Genomic DNA, 1,340 nt, shown 5'->3' with positions numbered 1-1,340 from the left:
GAGAGGGCATCCAGAAGGGGCCCAAGGCCTGCCGTTTCGAGGTTGCCTATTGCCGAGAGGATCTCGTCCTGCCACCGCGGGTGAACGTTCTCTCTGCTGAGGCCCTTGAATTTCTCCCAGATCTGATCGGTCGATAAAGGGCGCAGGACATCTCCAAGGGGGTGTCGTACAATCATTTCTTCCTGCCCTTTTCCTTGATCCATGACAACGCGGGCTGGCGTTTCGGCTGGAAACGCCGAAGCGAAATCGGAGGACGCTTCAAGCTCAATACGTCCGGCCAACTCAATGACGCGTACGTCAGTGAGACGTTCAGGTTGAACAGGCTGTAGGGCTTCCCGCCCGTACAAAGCGGCCAGTGCGCAACTAAAATAGAAGCTGTATTGAGCCCCCTCCAAGGTGCTGGGGGCGCGCTCGTTTGCAAGGCGCATCGCTTGTGGGAAAGTTTCGATCCGCAGCTTGCGGATATCTTGCCCATCGCGACGCATCGCAAGTATCGCATCGATAGCTGCGTGGATGTAGCGGCAGCATGCATATGGCTTAAGATAGCATTTTTCAACTTCCCACGACGACCCAAGATTGCTTGTCAGGACATGGCGGGTGAAACGGTCGTCGTCATCGAGAAGGTCAAGAGGTCCGGTTGCGGCTGCCCGTGCGCGATAGGCGGCGGTGATACCTGCAACCACGGCAGGGGGAATCCCTTCCTTGATCGTGCTGCCCTCGAATTTGGAGTTTGCGGTTAAGAAGACGATTGGTCCTTCGGATCCGGCAATACCTAACGCATGAGCGGTTTCCGTGGCACTCAAACCCAAGAGACGGCTAGCTGCAGCCGCAGCCCCGTAGCCGACCCAGCGTCCAGTCGCATACGTATCGATTGCCGCAACCGGACGAGAGCTCGCGATTCGCAGACCGATTTCGTATCCGAGCGCAATTGCAACCATCGTCTCGGCCACAGACGAATCAACAGCCTGAGCCACTGCCAAGGCGGCGGGAATAACGCCGGCACCAGCGTGGCCTGCTGCGCCGCGATGACCGTCATCGATGTCCAGCGCGCTTGCCGCAGCGCTGTTGGCCATCGCGGCGCCGACCACACTAGAAGGATTTTCAGTCAACCAAATGCTGATCGGGCCTTCGCCATAGGCTTCCAGTGCCGATTTTCTGGCAGCATCAGCTAATGGCGATCGCAGGCCCGCAGCCGTGGCACCGATAAGGTCTAATATGAGCAACGAGATTGTACGCCGTGTCGCCGCAGGCAGTGCACTTCCTGGGTAGCTGCTAACGAACTCGGCGAGTTCAGATATGGCCCGCACTGAGATACTCCAATATATCCGCTTGTTTCGCGA

1 protein-coding gene is annotated in these 1,340 nt (G+C 57.8%); it reads right to left on the bottom strand.

Annotated features, from left to right (window positions below):
* Positions 1-1,307, bottom strand: a 1,307-nt coding sequence (locus EN738_RS34325; RefSeq protein WP_135899136.1) for an MmgE/PrpD family protein, incomplete at its 3' end; no start/stop codon positions are given.
* Positions 1,308-1,340 lie beyond the last annotated feature (33 nt).

Origin of the sequence: Mesorhizobium sp. M4B.F.Ca.ET.017.02.2.1 (genome assembly GCF_003998955.1) — a bacterium.
GTDB classification, from domain to species: Bacteria; Pseudomonadota; Alphaproteobacteria; order Rhizobiales; family Rhizobiaceae; genus Mesorhizobium; species Mesorhizobium abyssinicae.
This window is presented reverse-complemented; position numbering and strand designations above follow the sequence as displayed.